This window comes from Streptococcus sp. 3167 (genome assembly GCF_013277175.1).
GTDB lineage: Bacteria > Bacillota > Bacilli > Lactobacillales > Streptococcaceae > Streptococcus > Streptococcus pseudopneumoniae.
Genome location: NZ_VMML01000042.1, coordinates 1 through 19,690 on the forward strand (window position 1 = coordinate 1; position 19,690 = coordinate 19,690).

General features: G+C 40.4%; 15 protein-coding genes and 2 pseudogenes. 2 read left to right on the forward strand and 15 right to left on the reverse strand.

The features are described from left to right. Window positions 1–52: 52 nt before the first annotated feature. From HT678_RS06790 to HT678_RS06800, 3 genes are all read right to left on the reverse strand, one after another. Window positions 53–286, reverse strand: coding sequence for a hypothetical protein (locus HT678_RS06790; protein ID WP_001088017.1), 234 nt, complete (start codon window positions 284–286; stop codon window positions 53–55). An 86-nt stretch (window positions 287–372) separates the two neighbouring features. After that, complete coding sequence (locus HT678_RS06795) at window positions 373–753, reverse strand: rhodanese-like domain-containing protein (RefSeq protein WP_000259256.1); 381 nt, start codon at window positions 751–753, stop codon at window positions 373–375. Then, window positions 753–983 carry a YqgQ family protein gene (locus tag HT678_RS06800; protein ID WP_055387820.1) on the reverse strand — a complete coding sequence of 77 codons (231 nt, stop codon included), beginning with the start codon at window positions 981–983 and terminating at the stop codon, window positions 753–755. The genes HT678_RS06795 and HT678_RS06800 overlap by 1 nt, the downstream gene beginning before the upstream one ends. 102 nt (window positions 984–1,085) lie before the next feature. On the opposite strand from HT678_RS06800, the gene HT678_RS06805 reads away from it, so the two are divergent. Then, the gene (locus HT678_RS06805; protein ID WP_001222592.1) at window positions 1,086–1,994 is read left to right on the forward strand and encodes a LysR family transcriptional regulator; all 909 of its coding nucleotides are present in this window, start codon (window positions 1,086–1,088) and stop codon (window positions 1,992–1,994) included. Window positions 1,995–2,047: 53 nt separating this feature from the next. Here the strand turns inward: HT678_RS06805 and HT678_RS06810 are convergent, their stop codons facing one another. From HT678_RS06810 to miaA, 5 genes are read right to left on the reverse strand one after another with little or no spacing between them, the layout of a single operon-like run. Continuing rightward, window positions 2,048–2,803 (reverse strand): SDR family oxidoreductase, encoded by a 756-nt coding sequence (locus tag HT678_RS06810; protein ID WP_172924735.1) that lies wholly within the window; start codon window positions 2,801–2,803, stop codon window positions 2,048–2,050. A gap of 20 nt (window positions 2,804–2,823) precedes the next feature. Continuing rightward, window positions 2,824–3,753, reverse strand: a complete 930-nt coding sequence (gene rnz / locus HT678_RS06815; RefSeq protein WP_119948127.1) for a ribonuclease Z — start codon at window positions 3,751–3,753, stop codon at window positions 2,824–2,826. A 14-nt stretch (window positions 3,754–3,767) separates the two neighbouring features. Next, the gene (locus HT678_RS06820) at window positions 3,768–4,391 is read right to left on the reverse strand and encodes a cystathionine beta-lyase (RefSeq protein WP_119948128.1); all 624 of its coding nucleotides are present in this window, start codon (window positions 4,389–4,391) and stop codon (window positions 3,768–3,770) included. Next, complete coding sequence (gene hflX / locus HT678_RS06825) at window positions 4,384–5,622, reverse strand: GTPase HflX (protein ID WP_000567349.1); 1,239 nt, start codon at window positions 5,620–5,622, stop codon at window positions 4,384–4,386. Before hflX ends, HT678_RS06820 begins: the two co-directional genes overlap by 8 nt. After that, a complete protein-coding gene (miaA, locus tag HT678_RS06830; RefSeq protein ID WP_031222742.1) occupies window positions 5,615–6,499 on the reverse strand; it encodes a tRNA (adenosine(37)-N6)-dimethylallyltransferase MiaA in 885 nt (294 codons plus the stop codon). The genes hflX and miaA overlap by 8 nt, the downstream gene beginning before the upstream one ends. A 120-nt stretch (window positions 6,500–6,619) precedes the next feature. On the opposite strand from miaA, the gene HT678_RS06835 reads away from it, so the two are divergent. Further along, window positions 6,620–6,790: a DUF3042 family protein gene (locus HT678_RS06835; protein ID WP_001051780.1), complete on the forward strand. Its 171-nt coding sequence runs from the start codon at window positions 6,620–6,622 to the stop codon at window positions 6,788–6,790. 169 nt (window positions 6,791–6,959) lie between these two features. Here the strand turns inward: HT678_RS06835 and HT678_RS06840 are convergent, their stop codons facing one another. The 7 genes and pseudogenes from HT678_RS06840 to HT678_RS06865 form a co-directional block, all read right to left on the reverse strand. Next, window positions 6,960–7,799: a thymidylate synthase gene (locus HT678_RS06840; RefSeq protein ID WP_119948129.1), complete on the reverse strand. Its 840-nt coding sequence runs from the start codon at window positions 7,797–7,799 to the stop codon at window positions 6,960–6,962. Between the two features lie 97 nt (window positions 7,800–7,896). Then, on the reverse strand, window positions 7,897–8,856 hold the full coding sequence (locus HT678_RS06845; RefSeq protein WP_031243409.1) for an ROK family glucokinase: 960 nt from the start codon (window positions 8,854–8,856) through the stop codon (window positions 7,897–7,899). Between the two features lie 104 nt (window positions 8,857–8,960). Beyond that, window positions 8,961–9,515 (reverse strand): annotated as a pseudogene (gene ldcB / locus HT678_RS11745) (LD-carboxypeptidase LdcB/DacB); the annotation flags it as partial. A 6-nt stretch (window positions 9,516–9,521) separates the two neighbouring features. After that, window positions 9,522–10,208 (reverse strand): annotated as a pseudogene (locus HT678_RS11750) (excalibur calcium-binding domain-containing protein); the annotation flags it as partial. A 49-nt stretch (window positions 10,209–10,257) separates the two neighbouring features. Next, window positions 10,258–10,875: an alpha/beta hydrolase gene (locus HT678_RS06855; protein ID WP_172924739.1), complete on the reverse strand. Its 618-nt coding sequence runs from the start codon at window positions 10,873–10,875 to the stop codon at window positions 10,258–10,260. Then, window positions 10,876–12,597 (reverse strand): aminodeoxychorismate synthase component I, encoded by a 1,722-nt coding sequence (pabB, locus tag HT678_RS06860; protein WP_172924740.1) that lies wholly within the window; start codon window positions 12,595–12,597, stop codon window positions 10,876–10,878. 73 nt (window positions 12,598–12,670) lie between these two features. Next, window positions 12,671–19,675 carry a ZmpA/ZmpB/ZmpC family metallo-endopeptidase gene (locus HT678_RS06865; RefSeq protein WP_172924742.1) on the reverse strand — a complete coding sequence of 2,335 codons (7,005 nt, stop codon included), beginning with the start codon at window positions 19,673–19,675 and terminating at the stop codon, window positions 12,671–12,673. Window positions 19,676–19,690: the final 15 nt, after the last annotated feature.

Here is a 19,690-nt window from a genome sequence, read left to right on the forward strand (position 1 = left end):
CTTGAAGCCATAATAAAAAAAGCTTTAAATTTAAAGCTTTTTTGTTTTTTGCTTATCTAAAAACTACTGCGATTGTTAGAATCCAGTTAAGAACAGAAACTACAAGTCCTACGATGTTGAGAATTTTTTCTGTTTTATAGTCCAGTCCAGATTCTTTTTGGTATGAAAAAGCCAAAACCAATCCTATGATCCCCAAAATCAGACTCACTATTGGAGAAAGCAAACCAAGGACGATAGATAAGATACCTAAAATAAGTGAAGGTTTTTTCTTTTCTTGTGAATTCATATTATAAAATCTCCTTAAAATTAATATAAATGATGATACCATAAAATGCTAGCTTTATCTATCATTCGACAGATTTTTACAGAATGTTAGCTAGTCTTCACTTTCCCTTTCCAAGAATCCAAGCCATAAGAAAGAATATAAATCTCAGAAAAACCTTGTTTTTTCAAGTAAAGAGCTGCATTTGTAACTCGTTGCGCACGTTGGTTTTCGTAGAGAAGGACAGGTTTATCTTTACGAAGGGCTGCAAGACTAGTCTTCAACTGACTTGAAGGAATATTGCGAGCCCCAAGAATATGTTTTCTGTGGAATTCTGCTGGGTCGCGCAAATCAATCAATTGACCCGTACGAATCAAGGCTTCAAACTCCTCATTGTCCACAATTTTAGCCGCACGGCGAATACGAAGATAGTTAAAGCCCATCCACGCCAACATTGCTAGTATAAGTGCCCACAAAATCCAAGTAACCATTAGTTCTTTTCTCCATTTTTCTCAATATAATCCAATTCTACCTTGTGCTCTCTGCGAAGAACCGCTTCTGCTTCTAGATAGTCTAATTTGTCCATCAACCCTGCATCGTAAATCCGAGAGAGTTCCCACTTCATCAGTTCAATATCATATAAGCGTTTTCCCATGTAAACAATAATACCAAATCGTTTGAGGAATTGCTGCACATCATAGAATGTTTTCATAAGACTCATTCTAGCAAAATTTTGTGTTTTTTTCAAGAAGAGACTTACACAATACTCCTGATTTTCCTATCTTCTTTGGCGATTCTGTTGCAAGTATGGTACAATAAAAACATGAGAATTCAACAATTACATTATATTATCAAAATCGTCGAAACTGGCTCCATGAATGAGGCAGCCAAGCAACTCTTTATCACTCAGCCCAGTCTTTCCAATGCGGTGCGAGATTTGGAAAATGAAATGGGGATTGAGATCTTTATCCGCAATCCCAAGGGAATCACCTTGACCCGTGATGGGATGGAGTTTCTCTCTTATGCCCGTCAGGTTGTCGAGCAAACTCAGCTTCTGGAGGAACGCTATAAAAATCCTGTCGCCCACCGCGAACTCTTTAGCGTTTCGTCTCAACACTATGCCTTTGTGGTCAATGCCTTTGTCTCTTTGCTCAAGAAAAGCGATATGGAGAAATACGAGCTCTTCCTTCGTGAAACTCGTACTTGGGAAATTATCGACGACGTCAAGAACTTCCGTAGTGAGGTCGGTGTCCTATTTTTGAACAGCTACAACCGTGATGTTTTAACGAAAATGCTGGATGACAATCACCTGCTGGCTCACCATCTCTTCACAGCGCAACCGCATATCTTTGTCAGCAAGACCAATCCTCTGGCAAAGAAAGACAAGGTGAAACTGTCTGATTTGGAAAACTTCCCTTATCTGAGTTATGACCAAGGGACGCACAACTCCTTCTACTTTTCAGAAGAGATTCTTTCCCAAGAACACCACAAGAAATCCATCGTAGTCAGCGACCGTGCTACCCTCTTTAATCTCTTGATTGGTTTGGATGGATATACCATTGCAACAGGGATTTTGAACAGCAACCTCAACGGAGACAATATCGTTTCTATCCCACTGGATATTGATGACCCAATTGAACTGGTCTATATCCAGCATGAGAAAACCAGCCTATCTAAGATGGGCGAACGCTTTATCGACTATCTACTAGAAGAAGTCCAGTTTGATAGTTGATAAATGATAAGAACCAATATGTAGGCTAGCAACAACCTGCATATTGGTTCTTTTTACTTATAATTAAAAGTCTCCTCTGCCAACTTATCAGCTAGCTTGGGAAAGAGAGTATACAACTTATGGGCTAGGTTCAACAACATCGGTAGATTGAGTTCTCGTTTGTTTTTTCCTATAATCTTGACAATCTTTTTAGCCACTGCATCTGGTTCTAGCAGGAAACGGTCAACCGACTTGAGATAGGTTCCATCTGGGTCAGCCTGATCAAAAAATCCTGTACGGATTGGTCCTGGATTGACCGTCGTTACATAAACACCGTAGGACATGAGTTCTAGGCGCAGAGCATTTGAAAAACCAATAGCCGCAAACTTAGTCGCTGAGTAAAGACTGGACTTGCCAGTAGCAATCAAACCTGCCATGCTAACAATATTGATGATATGGCCTTTTCGACTCTCTTTCATACGGGCCGCAAGGCGTCGAGATAGATTCATTAGGGCAAAGGTATTGACCTCAAACATCTGGTAAATATCTTGGCCCGAAATCTGGTCAAATTCCTCAAAAATCCCGTAACCAGCATTGTTAATTAAGACATCAATCTTGCCATAACGGAGATAGAGGTCAGTTACCAGAGATTCTAAGGCTGAGTCATCGGTAATATCGATTTCAATCAATTCTGCACGGGGATGGTTTCCGTAGAGTTGGGCTAATTTTTCCTTATTTCGACCAAGCAAGATGAGTTGAGCATTTGGCAGGAGTTTGACCATTTCTTGGGCTAGGCCACCGCTAGCTCCGGTAATGAGAATAGTAGACATACTGTTCCTTTCTCAATCTTTTAGATTTCCACTTCTTCCAAGTCTTTGACCACATGGACATTTTCAAAAACACTAGCAGCGTCTTTTTTGAGCTTGCTGATATCTTTTGAGAGGAAACGGGCGCTGATATGGTTAAGTAAGAGGCGTTTGGCACCTGCTTCTACTGCTACTTGTGCAGCTTGCATGTTAGTAGAGTGGCCATGGTTACGAGCAATTTTTTCATCACCCTTGCCATAAGTCGATTCATGGACTAGGACATCGGCATTGACAGCCAGACGCACACTGGCATCCGTTTTTCGAGTGTCTCCTAAAATAGTGATAATTTTACCTGGGCGTGGAGCTGAGATATAGTCAGCTGCCTTGATTTCAGTCCCATCTTCGAGAACTACATCCTGGCCGTTTTTGATTTTCCCAAAAAGTGGGCCAAATGGGACACCAGCAGCCTTGAGTTTTTCAGCATCCAGCGTTCCTTCCAAGTCCTTTTGAATGACACGATAGCCAACACAGAAAATAGTATGATCCAGCTCCTCTGCATACACCGTGAATTTATCGGTCTCAAAGATTTTTCCTAAAGAATCTTGGGCAAACTCATGAAAATGAATACGGTAAGGCAGACGCGAACCTGACACACGAAGACTGGTTAAGACAAATGACTTGATTCCTTGCGGTCCATAAATTTCCAAATCCGTCTGCTCTTCATTGGCCTGAAAGGCACGACTAGAAAGGAAACCTGGCAGGCCAAAAATGTGGTCTCCATGCAGGTGGGTGATAAAGATTTTGCTGACCTTACGTGGTCGAATCGTGGTTTCCAAAATGCGATTTTGCGTTCCTTCTCCACAGTCAAAGAGCCAAACTTCGTTAATCTCGTCCAAGAGTTTCAGAGCAAGACTTGAAACGTTGCGGGCTTTAGAGGGCTGACCAGCCCCCGTTCCTAAAAATTGAATATCCATTCGATACTTTCTAATTAATCAATATATAACATGGCTGTGCGGTTTTCCGATCGAAAATAGCGCTTACTAGAAAAAGCAGCAGCTTCTTGCAGTAAATCCTCTTGGCTGTAACCTTTAAGACGTTTGCGACCATCAGCCAAGCTTTCCAAATCAGTCAAAGCTGTAAGACTCTCCATGCTAACAACTTCCTCATCTCCAACAGCCTTCATGTAGATCTTGCCAGACTCTTCAAAGACTAGTTGATGAGGAAAAATTTGCGCAATTTCAAAAAGCAAGTCATCTGAGATTACCTCTTCATTTTCAGAGAAAATCCGACCCAGTCCCTCACTCTCATAACAAAAACCAAAGGATTTACCAGACAGGTTAAGGCGAATAAAAGGCTTGTTTTCGAGGGTGAAACTTGGCTCAGTATTGTAAAGATTTAGTTCCTGACTGACTTCCGCAAAATAATCGGTTGCAGCTTGAGGACTCTTTTTTTGATATAGTTCTGCAAAGTAAGCATTGACCACGCTAGGTGGAGGGGTAATGAGGGCTAGTTGCTCCTGCTCTGTTTTACCAGCTAGAAGCTGATCCAGATAGGCCTTATCCAGACTTGTATAGCCCCCATATTTTAGAGCCAACGTTTTAATATCAGTCATAAAATTCCTCTAACCTCCATTTATTTTTCTCGGAAATGTAGCCTCTAATCACTTCGCCGTCCTCCTGATAATCGCGTTCTTGCAAAATCGCAACACTTTCTAAATCATGAATCTTGTAGGACTTTGAAAAAGGCACACGCAGAGTAAAGGATTCAAAAATATCCTTGATTTTCTCTAAAAACAAAGCCTGCAAATTCTCACGACTATCCTCAGACTTGGCAGAAATGAGGGCATAAGGTGTTTGGGTCGGCGTAAAATCCTCCACCAAATCCGCTTTATTATAAAGTGTCAGACGAGGAATATCTTCCATATCTAAGTCTTTCATGATGGAAAGAACTGTTTTTTCATGTTCCTCGTGGTAAGGATTGCTGGCATCGATAACATGAACCAGAAGGTCCACATGCTTGCTTTCTTCCAAGGTTGACTTAAAACTGGACACCAGCTCTGTAGGCAAATCTTGGATAAAGCCAACTGTATCTGTCAAAGTTACTTGGAGATTGCCTCCCAGATGGATACTCTTAGTCGTCGCATCTAGAGTCGCAAAGAGCTCGTCCGCTTCATACTGAGTCTTACTGATCAAGGTGTTCATGATGGTTGATTTTCCAGCATTGGTGTAACCAATCAAACCAATCTTAAAGGTGCTTGACTCCAAACGTTTTTCTCTGACAGTCGCCCGATTTTTCTCAACCACCTTGAGCTGGCGCTCGATATCTGTGATTTGATTGCGAACGCTACGACGATTCAGCTCCAGCTGGCTTTCACCAGGTCCACGGGAACCAATTCCCCCTGCCTGACGGCTGAGCATAATTCCCTGACCAACCAAGCGAGGCAAGAGATATTTGAGCTGGGCTAGGTGGACTTGGAGTTTCCCTTCATGGCTTCGAGCCCGCATGGCAAAGATATCCAAAATCAACTGCATACGGTCAATGACCTTAACACCGAGAACTTCTTCTAGATTGACATTTTGCCGTGGGGTCAGACGGTTGTTGACGATGACAGTGGTGATTTCTTCTGCATCCACCATAAGCGCAATTTCTTCCAACTTACCAGAGCCGACGAAGGTCTTGGAATCATATTTTTCACGTTTTTGTCTGTAGCTATCTACAACGACTGCCCCAGCCGTTTTCGCTAAACTGGCCAATTCTTCCATGGAGAGGTCAAAATTGTCCATGCCCTGCAATTCCACACCTATGAGCAGGACTCGCTCCTCTTTTTTTTCCGTATCAATCATCTAAAAACTCCTCTATCTGGCTTAAAATGCGGTCTTGCACACCAGCTTCTCCAATCTGATAAAAGGTGACCTGCATGCGATTACGGAACCAGGTCAACTGACGCTTGGCAAAACGACGAGTAGCCTGTTTGAGACTCTCACTAGCTTCCTCCAAGGTCTGCTCTCCACGGAAGTAAGGAAAAAGTTCCTTGTAGCCAATTCCTTTAGCAGCCTGCACATCAGGGTAATGGTCAAAGAGCCACTTAGCCTCATCCAAAAGCCCAGCCTCAAACATCAAATCCACGCGGCGATTGATACGTTCATATAATTGACTGCGCTCATCATCCAAGCAGATAATCAATGGTTCATACAAGGTCTCTTGATTTTCCAATTCCTGACCAAAATGGGCAATTTCCAAGGCACGCATCGCACGACGACGATTAAACTGAGGAATTTTAAGGTCTGCTTGCTCCACCAGATGAGCTAATTCCTCATCTGTATAAGGCTCCAAGCTAGCCCGATAGGCCAAAATCTCCTCATGGGGAGTCTCCCCACCTAGGTGGTAACCTTCTAGCAAGCTCTGGATATAAAGTCCAGTCCCACCAGCGATAATGGCCAGCTTGCTACGGCTGTGAATATCCTCAATAGCCATCTTAGCTTCTGAAACAAAATCAAAAGCCGAGTAAGACTCGGTTACCTCTCTAACATCGATTAAATGATGAGGAACAGTTTCCTGCTCTTCTGGACTAGCCTTAGCCGTCCCAATATCAAGTCCTCGATAGACTTGCTGACTATCACCGCTAACCACTTCGCCATTAAAACGCTTGGCCACTTCAATGGCAAGGGCTGTTTTTCCAACAGCAGTCGGTCCAACAATCACAATTATTTTTGTTTTCATCTTTTTTCCTTGAAAAATTCCCATTTTTTCGTTACTATTATTATAACACAAAAAGGTCAGTCAGAAAAATGTGACCTCTTGAGGGGGCTGGCTGATTAAGAAGATAAAGGAGGAAGACTCATGGCTAAAGGATTCGCTAAAGGTCTTGTAACAGGTGTCGCAGGAACTGTCGCTGCAGTCGCAGGTGCAGTATACGCATTTAAAAAGAAAGTGATCGAACCAGAAGAACAAAAAGCAGCTTTCATCGAAGAAAACCGTAAAAAAGCAGCTCGTCGCCGCGTATCACGTTAAAAAACAAAAGAAGTTGGGATTCATTATCTCAACTTCTTTTTTCTATTCTTTCATACTCAATGAAAATCAAAGAGCAAACTAGGAAACTAGCCGCAGGTTGCTCAAAACATGGTTTTGAGGTTGTTGATGAAGCGACACTGACGTGGTTTGAAGAGATTTTCTAAGAGTATTAAATAGCTAGGTCAAACTTTAACTGTGGCTTAACAGGGTCATAATCCACCAACTCAAAATCTTCTGCTTTGATATCAAAGAAATTGGTCCCATCAGGAACATTTAAAACCAAGCGTGGTTGGCAGTTTGACGGCTCACGACGGAGCAATTCCTGAGCTTGTTCAAATTGATTGTCATAGATATGGAGGTTGTTTATGAAATAGAAGAACTTCCCAACCTTCCAGCCAAAATGCTTGGCAATCATCATTTGAAGAGCTACATACTGCATAGCATTGATGTGGTGAGCCACCAGCATATCATTGGAGCGCTGGGTCAAGGTCGCATCCAGATAGATTTCCCCATCTACACGGCGGACATCAAACATGGTCTGAAAGGCGCATGGAAGGAGGCCCTCTGTCTCCTCAAAAGCTTGGTAATCCCAGAGAGAGATAATATTGCGGCGGTTCCAAGGGTTGGCTTCCAACTGTTTGAGAAGCTTATTGATGATGTCGTGTTTCTTAACAACAGCACCATAGCGCTCACCAATGGTTCCTGTATCCCCCACTTCCCAGTCATTCCAGTAGTGAACATTGTACTTGTCATTAAGAACGTCTAGGCTATTTGACTGGTCTTGGTAAATCCAGAGCACTTCCTTGATGGCTGATTTGATGGCAATGGGACGCAAGGTTGTGATGGGGAATTCCCCCTTTGCCAAGTCATACTCGGCAAATGCACCCGTTACATACTTGGAGTTGGCAACTGTCCCATCCTTATACTTAGGACGAGCTTGCTCTGAAAAGACACCGTCTTTGATGATTCGTTCAATATTTTCTTTAAAAATCGTATCTGCTTTTGTCATTTACTCTCACCTCATTCATTGTCCTAACTAGTATAGCATAAAAAAGAAAAGAGGAACATTACTAACTCTAGGTTAGCATTTTTCCTCTCTCATTATTTTATTGCAATACAAGTGATGCTGCTCCGATAACCCCAGCGTCATTTCCTAAAGTTGCAAGAGCCAATTTTGTTGATGTGCGTACTTGTGGGAAAGTATTTTCATCGTAGACTTTTTGAACACCTTGTAGAAGGAATTCTCCTGCAGCTGATACACCACCACCAATGACGATTGTTGATGGGTTCAAAATTGAACCGATGTTAGCACAAGCGATTCCCAAGTAACGTGAGAAGTTACGGTAAACGATCAAGGCAAGGTCGTCTCCTTCTTTTGCGAGATCAAAGACAGTCTTAGCAGTTACTTCTTCTCCATTATCAATCAAGCGTTTCAAGGCTGCATCGCCTTCGTATTCATCCGCATAGCGACGAGTCAAATTGACAATCCCTGTTGCTGAAGCAACTGTCTCAAGGCAACCTTTCTTACCGCAAGTACATGCGATTGGTTGGTCAAAGTCAACAGTGATGTGGCCAAGCTCACCTGCTGCACCAGCCACACCGTGAAGCAATTTGCCTTCTGCGACGATACCGCCACCAACACCTGTACCAAGTGTCATAAAGACAACGTCTGGTTGGTTATCACCAGCACCCATCCAGCGCTCACCAAGAGCTGCTACGTTAGCATCATTATCGATAAAGAAAGGAATACCCAAGGCTTTTTCAATCTTTTCTTTAATTGGTTGAAGGGTTTTCCAGTTCAAATTGTAGGCACCAATAACAGTCCCTTTTTCACGGTCAACCACACCTGGTGACCCCATTCCAATACCTTGGAAATCCGCTGCCACCAATCCAAGCAAGTCCAAACGGTGTTGAATAGACTCAATCATATCATCTACGATATGACTTCCCTCATCCAAAATGTTAGTCTTGATAGACCATTTTCCTTGGATTTCTCCTGCTGTTGTTAAGATTGCAAATTTGATAGAAGTTCCACCAAGGTCAATCCCAATAATCTTTTGACTCATCATACTCTCCTTTTTCATTGTCTAGTAATTGAAAATGCTTACAGTACTAGTATAACAAATTTCAGTCATTTATGCAAAGGTTTGCATTTAGCTAATATAGATTTTTAATCCAGATAATCTCCACCATCAAATCCATAATATTCCTCCAGTGTCAAACCACTTGCAGCAATCTCTTTTGCTTCTTTTCCAATGTAACGTAAATGCCATTCCTCATGCATATAGCCTGTGACACTCTCTTTTCCACGGGGATAGCGAACAACAAAACCATAGTCTGGTGCATAATCCAATAACCATTGAGCCGCACCAGCATCTTCAACTAATTGACCATCTGTGCCAATCACATCAAAAGCAAGTCCTGTCTGATGTTCGCTATATCCAGGACGGGCGGAATAACGATCCGCAGCAGCCTGACCCTCTTGGTTCACATAACTTTGATATAATTGTGCTTGAGTTGCATAACTTCTAAAGCCACTATAATTATCGCTAATAGCGTATCCTTCCTTCTGCATCTGTGCAATCAGTTTTAAAAAGGCTGCTTTTGCAGTAGCATTTTCACCTGGATAGTAATCTTTAGACATAGGATAATGTTTATTGGCAACTATGATTTCATCATACTTTCCTTGAAGGCTATAATAAGAACCTTTATTGCTTACTTTTGAATTAGCTTTCCACAAACCAGTCGCACCAACATAATAACGTCCACCATCAACCCATTCATTGACAGCCATTTTACCATCTGATTTTAGATAATAATTCCCTTGCCATGCACTATAAGCATAAGATCCATCTGATGTCAAATAATACCAAGCTTGATAAGAATCATCATAAACCCATTCACTTTTGGCCATCTTACCATCTGATTTCAAATAGTAATTTCCTTGCCATATACTATAAGCATAAGAACCATCTGATTTCAAATAATACCAAGCTTGATAAGAAGAGTCATAAATCCATTCACTCTGTGCCATTTTACCATCAGCTTTCAGGTAATAGTTTCCCTGCCATGCATTTTTCACTAGATTTCCATTTCCATCAAAATAGTACCAAGAACCGTCCTGCTTAACCCAACCACTTGTTGTTGCTGAACTTGTATCAGTTTGAGTTGTAGCCGCTTGTTTTGCTTTAAAAGCACCCTTAGGAGCATTTTTCAATTCGCAAGCCACACCGTCATGATCACGGTATAACTTGGCAGAATAACCGGGGTCTCCCTCATGAATATCCGCGTATCCATTCGCCCAAGCTTCCTTACAACTCGAAAAATGAATGTTTTCCTCTGCTAACACAGGTTGTGAAAACAAGGCTAAAATTGACAACGTCACCAGACTCATTTTTAAAAATAGACGTTTGTTCATTACTTTCTCCTCTAACGATGTTATCGATTTCAATATTATTTTATCAAACTTATTTCAGCAATTCAAGGAAACTTCTGGTCTTTTCTACAAACTCCTTTGGTTTTTCCTTATTCAAGACATGAGGGCCATCTGGGATAATCTGAAATTGGGATTCTGATATTAGTTTATGAAGACTTCTCATAGAACTAAGATTCGGTTTATCTTTGCTGCCACAAATTAGTAAGGTTGGATAGGGGCAATTCCCTGCTATATCCGTTAAGTCAAGTGTCTTCAATTCTTTGGAAATACCTATTATAAAAGTCTTGTCTGCTCCCTGTTTTTCAAATACTCTTTTGGGAAGTAGTTTAAAAATCAGCAACTGAAGATAAAATAGGATATTACCGGACAATTTAAGCGGGCATCCTGACAGAATCAAAGCTCGAAGATTTGGTAAATCGTAACAAGATAGTTCTAATGCCAGGGCAGCACCTAAGGACAATCCAATCAAAACAAAAGATTCTGTCTCTTGAGCTAGGTGTTGATAAACTCGCTCCTTGGCTTTTTGATAGCTAGTAATTCCCGTAGGGAATAAGTCAAGGGCTTCAGAGGGATAATCCGCAAGTAACTCTTGCACTTCTTTCCAAGACTCTGCTGACTGCCCTAAACCGTGTAAAAATATCAGTTTCATCTAGTTCTCCTCAAGGCTTAGTTCATACAAGCCTCTCACTGCATTACAGCCGTAAATAGCTTCTGCTTGGGTTAAATCTGCCAAGGTCAAGACTTTCTCTTCTACCTGTCCTGTTTCCAGCAAATGCTGACGGTAAATTCCTGGCAAGATTCCAAGTCGGATAGGCGGTGTGTAGAGTTTCCCAGCAATTTTCAAAACCAGATTTCCGATAGAGGTTTCAAGCAGTTCTCCTGACTTATTGTAGTAAATGATCTCTTGCTCCCCTAAACTCAAGTATGGTCTATGAGTCGTTTTAAAGTGGGTAAAAGCTTGCTGCAAATTGGCTTCTTGCAGACAAAGTTTAGCCTGGCAGAACTGTGGACTAAGGGGTGTTAATACTTGACGATTGACTTCTATCTCTCCAGATTTGCTAAGGCTGATTCGCAAGCGGTAATCTTGATTAGCATCACAAGTCTGACACTCTTCTTCAATCTTTTGTCTCAAAATTTCTGGGTCAAAAGGAAAGGCAAAATATCGACTAGCTTTTATCAGTCTTTCCAGATGTTGTTCTTCAAACAGCAGTTGTTTTTGGCTGATTTTCCCAGTCGTAATCAGCTGAAAACGAGCTTGTTTACGATAGAGAACAGCCGCCTTTTGATGAACCTCGCGGTATTCAGATTCCCAAGTGCTATCCCATGTAATGCCTCCGCCAACTCCATAGATGGCTTTCCCTTGATGCAGTTGAATGGTCCTAATGGCCACATTAAAAATCCGTCGTCCATTTGGAAGCAAGAGACCAATCGTTCCACAGTAGACTCCACGCGGTTGTGGCTCCAAGTCCTTGATAATCTCCATTGTCGCAATTTTCGGTGCGCCCGTTATGGATCCACAAGGAAAGAGAGAGCGAAAAATTGTAACTAAATCAACATCTGCTCGCAACCGACTCTTGATGGTCGAAGTCATCTGCCAAACAGTTGAATACTGCTCTACCTGACACAGACGCTCCACGTGCTCGCTCCCCACCTCAGAAATACGGTTCATATCATTGCGCAAGAGGTCCACAATCATCATATTTTCAGACCGATTTTTAGGATCCTGCTCCAACCAACTGGCCTGTTCAAGATCTTCTTGGTCAGTTACCCCACGCTGAGTCGTTCCCTTCATCGGTCGCGTTGTCAACTCGCGGTCATTTTGCTCAAAAAAGAGCTCTGGGCTCATGGAAATCACTTCCATCTCATCATGTTCAATATAGGTATTGTAGCCCGCCTCCTGTTCTACCACCATACGATTGTAGATAGCAAAAGGATTGGCATTTAAGTCTTGTTTGAGTTGAACGGTGTAGTTGACCTGATAGGTGTCTCCCTGCCGCAAATGATGATGTATCTGTGCAATAGCCTCTTCATAGTCTGCTGCAGACGTTACTTCCTGCCAATTTGAAGGCAAATCAACCTCATCATAAGTCAGAGGAATAGGGGATGTTTCTACGCTATCATGAACAGTAAAGTAAAGCAAGTACTCACCCAGTAGAGGAGCCTTATGAACTGCAAACTTCTCCTCAAAAGCAGGTGCAGCCTCGTAGCTGACATAGCCCACCACATAATAGCCCTGCTCTTGATAGCTTTCCACTTGTGACAGCAAGGCTGTTACTTCCGCTAAATCTCTCGTTTTTAACTCTTTGATAGGCTGGGTAAAGATGTATCGCTCCCCCAAAGCCCTAAAATCAATCACTGTTTTTCTATGCATACCTTAAGTATAGCATAAAAAGGCAGATACAGACAAAAGCTGATCTACCTTTTTATTGTTTTCTTACTATTGATTATGCTTTAGTGAATAAATCACCAGCAAATCCATCTGATTTCTGCAAGAGTTGTTTGTAAACTTTCCATTTAAGATCCACAGTATTCTTGAAATCATTACCTTGAAGGTCTTTTTCGACCGCGGCATCAAATAAGGTCTGAAGTTGTGCGTAAGTTGAAATCTTTTGACCATCGATTTCAATTTCAACAAAACCTCTTTGGGCTTTTTCGTGTACTTCATGATACCATGCTTTCTTCCATGATTCTAAGCTTTGGAATTTGCCGTTAGAAACTTTATTAATAATAAAGTCATCACCAAGACCTACATTACCTGCTGCTTTAGATTCTTGTTTGTATTTGTTTGATGCATAACCTAAGAATCCGTCTAAATAACCGAAGTAACCCCACATACGGAAGGTATTATGTTTGAATGAGATTGAACCAACCGCACTCTTACTTGTATTACCACCATAAATACCTGTCATCATATTTACTACAGTATAAGCAGAATCAAATCCTTCAGTACGGTAATGACCATTTCCTGGTAATCCATGTTTCGTTGCAAAGTTTCCATCAACCAGTTGATCAATACTTGTCAGCTTCGTATTCTTTTCGTCATCATTCAAATCACGAACTAAATCCCATTGATGTGGTTCACCAACTAAGCCATTGCGATCCGCTTTTTCACGATATTTCTTATCAATCTTCTTGAACCACTTATCATTTGTTCCAGTATTTTTCTTGATGACAGACTCAGCTTCTAAGTAATCAAGCATCATCATGGATTCATTGTAATTCTTCATGTAGTGATCGATTTTCTCACGACTATTTAACACATTCGGATTATAGTTGTAAATTTGATTTCCATCATTTTTACGTTCGTAAGCCATGTTTAATCCTAAGGCACCATATTCTCCATTTGGATTTGAAACTGATGGTGATTGTAACATACCTTGAGCAAAGGCTTCAACGTCTGTTCCTTCACGGTGACGCCATGTTCCTAAGTAGGCCATACGGTCATTAATGTGTGTAGTTTCATGAGTGAATGCAGAAGTACCGAAATCACTGATCATACTAGATATGATATAATACACAGCTTCTGAGTTTTGTGGATTAGTAAAGATATAAGCATATGCACCCGTACCATTATATCCATGCCATTTACCTGTAGGTCCATAGAACTCACGAACCGGAGCATAGTCACCATTCTTATTATGCCCCATTCTATCAGCCCATCCATGGCCTGGAACTTCTTGGTTATCCCAAATTGCAGACGGAACCATATTTTCAGATTTTAACAATCTATCACGTACATTATCAGCTGCAAGTCTTGACCAGAAGTCTAAGTAATTAATTTGCTCTTGAGCACGTAAATCGATTTCTTTCTTAAACGCTTCACGTTCAGCTTCTGTATTCTTACCATATTTCTCAAACGCACTAAACGCTAATGTATTATAGGTTGAAATCAAGAACATATGAGCTTTCTTCGTAGTGAGAAGTGGTAAAATGTATTTACCATGTTCACCATTGTTCAAGTTTTCATAAAGGCGATATTTCTTGTTGGCAAACGCAGGGTTTGAGGATTGTTTTTCAACAATATAGTTGGTATGCGATACAGCTTTTTTATACCAAGTATTGATGTCAGTTTCTTCTGTGAATAAACGCATATTATAGTTTAAGAACCCGTTTAACTCACCGATACCAATCGTTCCACCAATTACTTCACGATAAGCTTCTAACGTTCTGTTACCTTTAATATTATTTTCTTTAGAACCAATCTTAATCAAGAAGTCTAACACATTAACATTTTTACCATAAAAGTCAGGTTTGAATAGCATTAATTCTTTAATATTAAAGTCATCGAATTTAACACCGTAGTAGCGATTTAGGTAAGCTAATCCAAGAAGAACAGCAGCCTTATTGTCATCAATCTTCTTGATCAAGGCGCGTTTAGCAGATTCATCTGTGTTTAATTGATGATCTTCATTTTCAAGCAACTGTTTCACAAATTTCGCCAGATTATCCTTGACTTCTTTGAAGGTTTCTTCGAGGTAAAGGTTCTTAATCGCATTTACTTTGTTAGGACCGGTTCTATTTAGGTGTGTGTAGATAGGATCTGATTGTAGCTCAACTGGGCTTAATTTTTCAACGATAGCATTGATAAGATCACTACGGTCTTTGTCAACGATATTAGGCGTATAGACAACTTCTCCGAGTTCAGCAATGCTGTACTCTTTCACTTGTTTGACATTAGATTCTTTCAGCGAAACAGTAAAGATGTCTTTGGTCTTATCAGCATAGTGCACCAAAATGTGGTCAGCATCAGCCAATTCTGTTACAAAGGCATTGCCCTTCATAGCAGTAACTGATAGGACTTCCTTGGTCATAAGATGACTATCAGCAGCTAATTTATTTCCTTGGTTTACAATCCATTCTTTGTTGTAGAATGGTTGAAGTTTTTCAACATTACGATAAGCAAGTTCACGAGATGCATCGTAATCTTGAGTATCTTTATAAGTGTCAGATTTTGGTTTTACATTATTTAGAGTATCTGAAACAAGAGGATTGATAACATAATCATTAGCTGTAATTCCCAATGTTGCAATTTTCTTATCTGCTTCTTCTTGAGAAACCTCTTTAATTCTATCAGAAGTAGAGAATCTAAATGAACGCTTACCTGTACTTATATCTTTCACGATAAAGTTACGTTCTAATGCATTGTTTGAGAAGTAACCATCATCTTCAGCAATATCTTTAGATCCATAGAACACTTCACCATTTTCAACTTTCATCATTGACACGGAGTCTGCAACTTTACCCCATGCCCAGTTTTTACTGATGAATCCGCCTGTTTCAACAGGATCTTTTACTTTAATAGTTCCTTTTGTAACAGCATTACGGACAGCCCCGTATTTACCGATTCCGTTAGGGTCACCACTGTTGTCCGTTCTAGCAACAAGACCACCGATACGAGCTTTATTAGCTACCATATAAGCATCTACATAAGCTTTATCTATATTACCTTTCCAAAGCTCTCCGGCAATACCACCGAAATCCCAACCTCTGTTACCAACACCCGTAAGATTACCGATGAATGCAACATTTGTTAATTGAGCTCCCGTATCTCCTTTATTAATAATACCAGCAATTCCATCTCTACCGAGAATACTGCCTGTTACTTTAATATTCTCAACAGTAGCATTTTTAACAGTTCTGGCAAGTGCAGAAATATTGTCAATCCAAGGCATGTTGATATCAACATTAGCTAAATTAACATCTTTAACAGAACCACCTTCAATACCACCAAATAATTGACGAGACATATTGTGAATTGAATAACGTTGTCCGTCAACACTTGATAACTTACCTTTAAATGTACCAGGAACATACTCTTTATTTGGAGTTGGTACATTAGCTGCATTTAGATCTGCACCAAGTTTGAACTCACCGCTAGGGTTAGCTTTCATATCTTTTACAAGCTCGTTGAAGTTGTAGTAAACATTACCTTCTTTTGCTTTTTGTTTTTCAAAGTAATGAACATACTCTTCGCTAAGTGTATTATCAGCATTACGTTGAACTAAGTCTGGTGCTTTGGCAGTAACTTTATATAAAGTTTTTCCGTCTTTTTCTACTTCTTCAATCTTGTCAACAGCAAGTCTTGTAACTTTGTTGTCATGAGTTGTAACTCGTAGGTAAAGTGAAGCAACATTCGTTGGGTTTTCTGAAAGTAAACTTGAGTCAGTTTCAACACCTGCATCGTCAACACTTATTAAGCTTGTTTCTTTAATATTTTTAATTTCAACTTTTTTAAGGTCTAATTGTATTTGTTTATCTTCTAATGTTTCAGTTTCTTCTTGACCATTACCTCTATCATAAACCATAGTAGTAGATAGAGTATACTCTTTGAAGTATTCTACATTGTCTAATAACGCATTTAGATTATTTTCTGTTAGATTCACAGTCTTAACAACTTGTCCATCTTTTTTCAGGGTAGCTGTGATTGATTTAATTTTTGTCTTAGTTGGATTCTCTAGAGAATACTTAGCAACTACTTCTTTATCTAATACTTTCTTATCAGTATTTACAAATTTTAATACTGGTTTTTCAGTTAATGGAGCTAAGTTTTTGATAGCTTCTTCTAATTTTTCGGTAGCTGCATTAACTTTGCTTTGAGTAGTAGCATCATCTGCATTTACAGATTTTGCTGCTGTAAGAGTGTCTTCTAAAGATTTCCATGTTTGAGTAGTGTATTCTTCTTTACGTTTGCTGTTAGCTGTGTTAATAGCCGTTTGTAATGCAGTTTTATCTACAGCAAGAGCTTTAATAGCGTCTTGAAGAGCTTGAGTAGCCGCATCTATTTCACTTTGTTTAGGAAGAGGAGTAGTTCGGCTGTTGATTTCTTTTGCTTTTATTTCAGCATTTTTGAAGTCATTCCAAGTTGTTGGACTGTAGTCAGCTTCTTGTTTAGTTTCTGCTCTTGTTATTTGTTCTTGTAATTTTGTTTTATCAACAGTAAGAGCATCGATAGCAACTTTAAGTTTTTCAGTTGCATCCTTGATTTGAGCTTGAGTAGCTTTGTCGTTGTCTTTTACAGCTTGAGCGTCAGTTTTCGCTTCTTCTAGAGCGCTCCAAGATACAGTACTGTAGTTAGTAGCAGTCTTAGACTGAGCATCAGCAAGTTGTTTTTCAAGTTCAGTCTTATCTGTAGTTAAATCAGTGATAGCCGCTTTCAGTTTTTCGTCAATGTGATTTACTTCGCTTTGTTTTGTTGCTGGGTTGCTTGTAACTTCTTCAGCTTCAGCTAGTACAGTTTGAAGATTTGCCCAAGTTGCATCGCTGTAGTGTTCTTTAGTTTTTGATTTCGCATCAGAGATAGTTTTGTTTAAGTCTGTTTTATCAACGCTTAGAGCGTCAATAGCAGCTTTAAGTTTTTTAGTAGCTTCGTCGATTTGAGCTTGAGTAGCCTTATTGTTGTCTTTTACAGTTTGAGCGGCATTTTTCGCTTCTTCTAGAGCGCTCCAAGATACAGTACTGTAGTCAGTAGCAGTCTTAGACTGAGCATCAGCAAGTTGTTTTTCAAGTTCAGTCTTATCTGTATTTAATCCAGCAATAGCGGCTTTAAGTTTTTCGTCAATGTGATTTACTTCGCTTTGTTTTGCTTCTGGTTTGCTTGTAACTTTTTTCGCTTCGGCTAATACATTTTGAAGGTTTGTCCAAGATGCATCACTGTAGTGCTCTTTAGTTTTTGATTTCGCATCTTCGATAGTTTTGTTTAAGTCTGTTTTATCAACAGTAAGAGCGTCGATAGCATCTTTAAGTTTAGCTGTCTCGCTATCTACTTCAGGTTGTTTTACAGAGTCAGAAGCATATACACCTTTTGCAGCTTCTAAAACAGATCCAAGAGCATTGTAACTTGCTGTAGAATAATCAGTAGGAGAAACTGAACTAGCTTTATCAATTTGATTCTTTAACTCACTTTTATCAACTGGTTCTTTAGTACCAACACCCTTTATTTCATCTACTGGATTGGTTGTTATTGTATCCTCTAGTACTTTACTGGACTGTCTACCATCAGTAGTAGTGACTTCAGTTAAAATAGTGCGTTCGCCAGCAACACCTTCTCGAATAACCCTTGTTTTTCCCTTAGCGAGGTTCTCATCATCTTGCTCAACTGTCTTAAAAGGCACAGGCTCTTTAGTTACTATAACTTCAGACTTAACCTCTATTACATTTAACACACCTTCTTCAGGAGTTGTTTTATGTTCTACTGCTGGCTGTTCTACTTTTGTTTCTTCATTCTGATGTTCTGCTGGTTGAGCAGCTGGTGAAGTTTCTGTTGGTTGACTTTCTGGTTCAACTTGAGCTTCTACTGGTTGTTCTTCTTGTTTCGGTATTTCTTCCGCAGTCTTCTCTTCTTTAGAAGCTTCTGGTTGCTTTTCTGGCGCGACTGGTGCCTTTTCGCCTTCACTTGGCGCGACTGGTTCACCTGCTTGTTCAACTTTTGATTCCTCAGCTGGTTCCGTTTGTTTTTCTACAGCAGGCGTTTCCACTTTTAGTTCTTCAACAGGTTGATTAGAAGCCTCATCTCTTGTTTCTACTACTTCTGGCTGTGCATCTTCTTGTTTCGGTGTCTCTTCCGATACCTTATCCTCTTTAGGATCTTCTGGTTGTGATGATTCTTTTGGTATCCTTGGCTGCTCCGGTTGTGTAGGTTGCACGGGTTGTTCTGGGACTTTTGGTTGTTCTACTGGAGTTGCAACTTTTGATTCCTCAGCTGGTTTGTCTGATGGTTGACTTTCCGATTTGACTGGTGCTGGTTCTGCTGAATCTTCTTTCCCCTCTTCTACTTTAGGAAGGGTTTCGTCAGTAGGTTTTACCTCCGATTTTGGTTCTTCCTTTGGATTTTCTTCTGTTTTAGGAGCTTCCTCTGTCTCTACTGCTCGGTTTTCTGGCTTAGCTTGCTCCTGATTTGTTGTTACTTGGGGATTCTCAACTTCGACCACAGTTACCTCTTCAGGTTTAGCTGAGTCTTCTTCTAAAACAGTGTCCAAGCCAAGCGTTTTGAGGATGTCACCTGATAGATAACCAACATAACGATAACCATCCATTTCAACAACACCCTCTCGACTAGCCGGTGCTAGAGTAGCAACTGGATCTACAGCTCCTGCACTAGGAAGGACTACCAATCCCATAGCTCCAACTAGAAAGACGCTGGCAATTTTCTTTCTCTTGTAGATTAAAAGCAAGCTCCCAACAGTCAGCAAACCAAAAGCTGTCAAAACAGATGCTTCTGTCCCTGTTTGTGGCAGCTGATTTTTTTGATACACCAAACCATAAACAAGTTCATTTCCATCAGGCTTTCCTGTCTGGATTAAATCTTTAGCTTCTTGTGAAATAACCTCTTTATCTACATAGTGATAGGTGGCTGCGTCCACTACAGAAGAAGCCATCAAAAGGCTTCCAAGAAATACAGAACCTACAACTCCCTTAATCTTACGAATTGAAAAACGGTCTTTTTTAAACACTTTCATCTCCTTTAT

Bases quoted from the DNA above. Each gene is read 5' to 3' on its own strand.
- HT678_RS06810 (WP_172924735.1), bottom strand. From the start codon at position 2,803: ATGTCTACTATTCTCATTACCGGAGCTAGCGGTGGCCTAGCCCAAGAA.
- HT678_RS06795 (WP_000259256.1), bottom strand. From the start codon at position 753: ATGGTTACTTGGATTTTGTGGGCACTTATACTAGCAATGTTGGCGTGG.
- pabB (WP_172924740.1), bottom strand. From the start codon at position 12,597: ATGCATAGAAAAACAGTGATTGATTTTAGGGCTTTGGGGGAGCGATAC.
- rnz (WP_119948127.1), bottom strand. From the start codon at position 3,753: ATGGATATTCAATTTTTAGGAACGGGGGCTGGTCAGCCCTCTAAAGCC.
- HT678_RS06840 (WP_119948129.1), bottom strand. From the start codon at position 7,799: ATGACAAAAGCAGATACGATTTTTAAAGAAAATATTGAACGAATCATC.
- miaA (WP_031222742.1), bottom strand. From the start codon at position 6,499: ATGAAAACAAAAATAATTGTGATTGTTGGACCGACTGCTGTTGGAAAA.
- HT678_RS06790 (WP_001088017.1), bottom strand. From the start codon at position 286: ATGAATTCACAAGAAAAGAAAAAACCTTCACTTATTTTAGGTATCTTA.
- HT678_RS06800 (WP_055387820.1), bottom strand. From the start codon at position 983: ATGAGTCTTATGAAAACATTCTATGATGTGCAGCAATTCCTCAAACGA.
- HT678_RS06805 (WP_001222592.1), top strand. From the start codon at position 1,086: ATGAGAATTCAACAATTACATTATATTATCAAAATCGTCGAAACTGGC.
- HT678_RS06855 (WP_172924739.1), bottom strand. From the start codon at position 10,875: ATGAAACTGATATTTTTACACGGTTTAGGGCAGTCAGCAGAGTCTTGG.
- HT678_RS06845 (WP_031243409.1), bottom strand. From the start codon at position 8,856: ATGAGTCAAAAGATTATTGGGATTGACCTTGGTGGAACTTCTATCAAA.
- HT678_RS06820 (WP_119948128.1), bottom strand. From the start codon at position 4,391: ATGACTGATATTAAAACGTTGGCTCTAAAATATGGGGGCTATACAAGT.
- hflX (WP_000567349.1), bottom strand. From the start codon at position 5,622: ATGATTGATACGGAAAAAAAAGAGGAGCGAGTCCTGCTCATAGGTGTG.
- HT678_RS06835 (WP_001051780.1), top strand. From the start codon at position 6,620: ATGGCTAAAGGATTCGCTAAAGGTCTTGTAACAGGTGTCGCAGGAACT.